The organism is Cupriavidus phytohabitans, assembly GCF_000426345.1.
Classification (GTDB): domain Bacteria; phylum Pseudomonadota; class Gammaproteobacteria; order Burkholderiales; family Burkholderiaceae; genus Cupriavidus.
In genome coordinates this window covers 1-5,003 of the sequence record NZ_AUFE01000161.1, presented here as the reverse complement: position 1 = coordinate 5,003, position 5,003 = coordinate 1, and the positions used below count along the sequence as shown (strand labels likewise).

The 5,003-nt window shown below is 60.8% G+C and carries 2 protein-coding genes, 1 tRNA gene and 2 pseudogenes; 3 read left to right on the top strand and 2 right to left on the bottom strand.

The genetic code is table 11. The annotated features are described in order from the left end of the window. Nucleotides 1-249: pseudogene (locus tag K309_RS0133935) on the bottom strand (IS6 family transposase); the annotation flags it as partial. Between the two features lie 516 nt (nt 250-765). Between K309_RS0133935 and K309_RS0133925 the strand changes: the two are divergent. The 3 genes from K309_RS0133925 (at nt 766) to K309_RS0133915 (ending at nt 4,448) form a co-directional block, all read left to right on the top strand. Next, nucleotides 766-853, top strand: a tRNA-Ile gene (locus K309_RS0133925). A 171-nt stretch (nt 854-1,024) separates the two neighbouring features. Then, a complete protein-coding gene (locus tag K309_RS0133920; RefSeq protein ID WP_029050351.1) occupies nt 1,025-3,874 on the top strand; it encodes an ankyrin repeat domain-containing protein in 2,850 nt (949 codons plus the stop codon). Between the two features lie 337 nt (nt 3,875-4,211). After that, nucleotides 4,212-4,448, top strand: coding sequence for a hypothetical protein (locus K309_RS0133915; protein ID WP_029050350.1), 237 nt, complete (start codon nt 4,212-4,214; stop codon nt 4,446-4,448). 153 nt (nt 4,449-4,601) lie between these two features. Here the strand turns inward: K309_RS0133915 and K309_RS0133910 are convergent. After that, a pseudogene (locus tag K309_RS0133910) lies at nt 4,602-5,003 on the bottom strand (transposase); the annotation flags it as partial.

Sequence of the window (5,003 nt, the reverse complement as noted above, 5' to 3'; positions counted from 1 at the left end):
TCGCTGATGCCGGCGAAACGCCTTCTCGAACAGCGGCAGCAGTTTGATCACCCAGCGATGCACGGTGGAATGGCCCACCGCGATGCCGCGTTCGGCCATCATTTCCTCCAGATCGCGCAGGCTCAATGAGTACGCCACGTACCAGCGCACGCACAGCAGGATCACGTCCAGCGGATAGTGCAGGCGCTTGAGCACCTTGGCAATCCCCACTGGCAGAGTCGTTCGCGGTGTCTTCGCTGGTTGAATCATTTTCTGGCCTTCAAGTTTCACGACCGCAAATTCTACTTCCGTACCGTTACTGCGACAGAACCCCGGAAGCGACGCTGGCGTCCACGATTGCGGATGACAGCGGGGCAGCCATGTCATATGGAATCACCCAGCTCCTGCGTGGCGCTCGGGTAAGCTCGATCGTCTTTACCAAAACGGGCGTCATGGAGCGCCTGACAGCGATCTCCACAGAGTCGTTCCGCTTGTTCAAGGGATAGATTGCCGCCCAACCAGGGGTGCCAGAGGAAAAACGCAAGTTCTGCCAGAACTTGTCGGCGCTGGCAGCCAACCTCGGTGACGGCCTCGGACTTAGCCTCTGAGTTCGGCCGTAGTTGGTCGATGCGAAAGTGGAAATCGTTCCTCTGGCCGAAATCTGCGGTTGGGCCCGCGGCCACGCGTGGCAGGAGACTAGATGGAGGACCCGATCGATCACTACAAATCGAGAAGCGGCAATGGCGACTGTGCGAACTTCAGGGTAAAATCTCGCGCGTCGCTACAGGGCCGGACGCCGTGTTGGTTGCAGGCAGCGGACTCATAATCCGCCGGAGATCTCCCACCGTGGGTTCGAATCCCACCCGGCCCACCAGACTTGCTCTTGCGCCCTCCCTTCTTCGAATTGATGGCCGCGCAACCGCAGAAGCCCTGAAGAGGCCCCGCGGAGCGCGGCTCGCGAGGGTGATGAAGCGAGGGTCCAACCAGACCGAACTACAATAGCCGCTTTGATGAACGCTCGAGGCTGCCCCGCCTCCGCTCGGCTATGAAGATTCTCGAATACGTCGGTCTTGACGTCTCCCGCGTCAAAGGCGCTTACCGCAAAGTCACCGAAGCGATTTCCCGCGACGACTTCCGAGCCGCGCAAGTCAAGAAGCTGTCCAGCCTCACGCACGGCAAGTTCTACCGGGCCCGGCTGGATGACGCCAACCGGCTGCTGTTCTCGCTGGTGCGCCACGACGGCCAGACCTGCGCGCTGATGCTTGAGGTGATCGAGAATCATGATTACCGGAACAGTCGTTTCCTGCGCGGCACGGAGATTAACGAGAACAAGATTCCCGAGATCGATGCAGCCGAAGCGGCGCGTGCGGCCGAGCCTGTGCGGTACCTGCATCCCACACGCACCGACATCCACTTACTGGACAAGCCGATCTCCTTCGATGATACGCAGGAAGCTGTCTACCGTCAGGCAGCCCCGCTCGTCGTGGTCGGGTCCGCCGGCAGTGGCAAGACCGCGCTGACCCTGGAAAAGCTCAAGCAAGCGGAGGGCGCGACGCTGTACGTCACCCACTCCCCTTATCTGGCGCGCAATGCGCGCGATCTCTACTACGCCAATGGTTTTGAGCATTCCAACCAGGAGGCGGTTTTCCTCTCCTACCGCGAGTTCATCGAATCGATCCGCATGCCGGAGGGCCGCGAGGCGGGATGGCCCGACTTTGCCCAGTGGTTTGAGCGCCAGCGCCACAGTTTCCGCGATATTGATGGACATCAGGCCTTCGAGGAGATCCGCGGTGTTATCGCTGCCGCGGCGCAAGGCGTACTTGAACGCGATGCCTACATGGCCCTTGGGGTGCGTCAGTCCATTTTCGCCGCGGATGTGCGCGGTCGCCTCTACGACCTGTTCGAGAAGTATCGTGCGTGGCTTTCGGACAATGGCCTGTATGACCTCAACCTGGTGGCCCACGCGTGGCAGCCGCTGGCGAGCGCGAGCTACGATTTCATCGTGATCGACGAGGTCCAGGACTTGACCATGGTGCAGCTGGCGCTGGTGCTCAAAACGCTTAGGAAACCCGGCCAGTTCCTCCTGTGCGGCGACTCCAACCAAATAGTGCACCCGAATTTCTTCAGCTGGAGTCAGGTCAAAGGCCTGTTCTGGCATGATCCACAGCTCGCCGAGCAGCAGACGTTGCGTGTGCTCACTGCGAACTTTCGCAACGGCAGCGAGGCGACGCGCGTTGCTAACAGACTGCTCAAGGTCAAACACCGCCGCTTCGGCTCGATCGACCGCGAGAGCAACTTCCTTGTCGACGCGGTAGGCGGTGAAGCAGGCCAGGTCTCATTGCTACCGGACAAGGATAACGTCAAGCGAGAGCTTGACCAGCGCATCCGTCAGTCGACGCAGTGTGCCGTACTTGTGTTGCGCGACGAGGACAAGGCCGAAGCGAGAAGGCATTTTTCCACGCCCCTGCTGTTTTCCATCCATGAAGCGAAGGGGCTGGAATACGACAACATTGTGCTTTACCGCTTCGTCTCTGATCATCGCAGTGAGTTTGCCGATATCGCCGAAGGCGTCGACAGACAAGACCTCGCTGCGGACACGCTCACCTACCGCCGCGCCAGGGACAAGAGCGACAAGTCGCTGGAGGTCTACAAGTTCTTTGTCAATGCGCTCTACGTGGCGCTGACGCGCGCCGTCAAGAATCTGTACCTAATTGAATCCGATACCGCGCATCCACTATTCGCATTGCTCGAACCGGCGCAAGGAGGGCAGGCTAAGGTCGAGACGCGGCAAGCCACGCTCGAGGACTGGCAGAAGGAAGCGATAAAGCTCGAGCTGCAGGGCAAGCAGGAGCAGGCCGACGCCATCCGCCGCAGCATCCTGAAGGAAGTGCCACCTCCATGGCCGGTATTCGACCAGACCAGGCTGCAGGAGTTGCTGCTCAAGGTATTCCGAGAGCAGGTGCCGGGCGCCAAGCCCAAACAGCAACTCTATGAAATTGCCGCGAGCCATGACGAGCCGGTACTCGCCGCACGGCTGGTGCACGAGGCCGCCTTCGCCGTCGCCCAGCATTTCTCGAAACAACGAAGCGGCCTGGCTCGCAAAAGCCTTGCCGCGTATTTCGCCGGTAATTTCAAGGAAATCCTGCGGCAATGCGAACGGCACGGCATTGAGCACCGTCTGCCGATGAATCAGACGCCGCTTATGGCGGCGGCCGCCGCCGGCAACGTTGCACTGGTGGAGGCCTTGCTGGAACGTGGCGCGGATCGCGAGAACATCGACCACTACGGCCGCAACGCTTTGCACTGGGCCATGCTGGAAGCCTTTCGCGATCCCCGCTTCGCCGCCGGACCCTTTGCAGCACTCTACGAATTGCTGGCGCCGGCGAGTGTTGACGTCAATACCGGAGCGCGGCTGGTGCGCATTGACCGACATCTGTCCGAATATTTCCTGTTCCAGACGATGTGGGCAATGTTCAAGTCGCGCTTCACCCACCACCAGCGCCGGCCCTATGGCGCTTTCGAAACGCAAGCGCTGCTAGCGGCCTGGCAGCACCTGCCTGCCAATGTGGTGCGCCCGGAGCGCAACAAGCGCACGCATCTGTCTGGCGTGCTGTCGAGGAACGAGGTGGGGCGCGACTACGCGTACAACCGGATGCTTTTCAAGCGCTTCGAACAAGGCTGGTATCAGTTCAACCCCGCGCTGTCAGTACGACGCCGGGAAGGGGGGCAAGAGGTCTGGGCGCCGATCTACGAGGCCCTCAACTTGCCGCTGATCAATGAGTTCGCCTGGGATGCTGTCTGGCCGCGTATCGACACCTACCTGGCACTGGCCGGCCTGCCTGAGCGCAACGACCCGATCGCCGCCAAGCGTCTGGCCACCGCGCGCGCAACATGATCGCTCGCGGTGTTTTTGTATGGCCGTACAGGTCTGGGCTGACTGTTCGGTGCCGAACTGACGTCAGCGCAGACCGCCAGAAAATGCGGCGGTGACTTTCTACTGATCTACCGCCTCGACGACGATAGTCTTATCTTCGTTCGGGCCGCAAGCATCGAGGCGGCGGCCGATTCGGCGGCCGCTTCGCACGCTCGGCTAGACCTGCATCTGGAAATCCACCACCTAGGGGAAATCATGACGCACAAGCGCAAGTGCGGCAGGCCGGCCCGTGACAGCAAAGGCCGCTTCAAGCGGGAAGCGATGGCGATATAATGGCGGCATGTCAAGAGGGGTAGCCATGTTGCCAGCCAAGATTATCGAACGCGCACGCAAGGGCGCGCCGGACATGCCGGAGAAGCCCCGGTCGGTGAGCGTGACGCTGCCGGCTGGAGCAGACGCAGTGCATATCCATTGCACCGTGAACCTCAAGAAGCTCGCGGAGATGCGGCGCGGTCTGCCGCGTCCGCGCGTCGCGCGCGCCGGCGAGGTCGGGGTCATGGAGTCCGTGCGACGCATGCGTGACGGTGAGGAATGACGACTGTTGTCATTGATGCTAGTTTCTTGTCAAACGCCGGTCATGAAGGGTTCGAATACGGCTTTGTGGCAATACTGGTGAGCTTGTTGAGTACAGCATGCAGCGGAGATGCCCTGCTGGGACACAGACACGAAACATACAGAGCGAACCTATGCGATGACCAAACAGATTCTTGATGACATGGAACGGATGCTCGACACGCGCCCGAATCTGGGCCTTCGCCCGCTCGACGGCGATCAGCAAGTCCTTGACCGCGCCGTCACGCATCGCCTTGATCTTGCCGCGCTTGACGGCCACTTGCCACGTCACGGATTTGCCTTGCATCTCGTCGCGCTTCTCCACGCCGGTGTAGCCCGCGTCGTCAAACGCATTCTCCTCGTGGCCATGCAGCAAGGCATGCGCCTGCGACACGTCGGACTCGTTGGCCGCTGTGCCCACCACGCTGTGTACCAGCCCAGAAGCCGCATCCACGCCGATATGAGCTTTCATCCCAAAGTGCCAAGCATTGCCTTTCTTAGCCTGGTGCATCTCCGGGTCGCGGCTCTTCTCCTTGTT

Coding starts and splice junctions, on each gene's coding strand:
- K309_RS0133920 (WP_029050351.1), top strand. CDS start 1,025: ATGAAGATTCTCGAATACGTCGGTCTTGACGTCTCCCGCGTCAAAGGC.
- K309_RS0133915 (WP_029050350.1), top strand. CDS start 4,212: ATGTTGCCAGCCAAGATTATCGAACGCGCACGCAAGGGCGCGCCGGAC.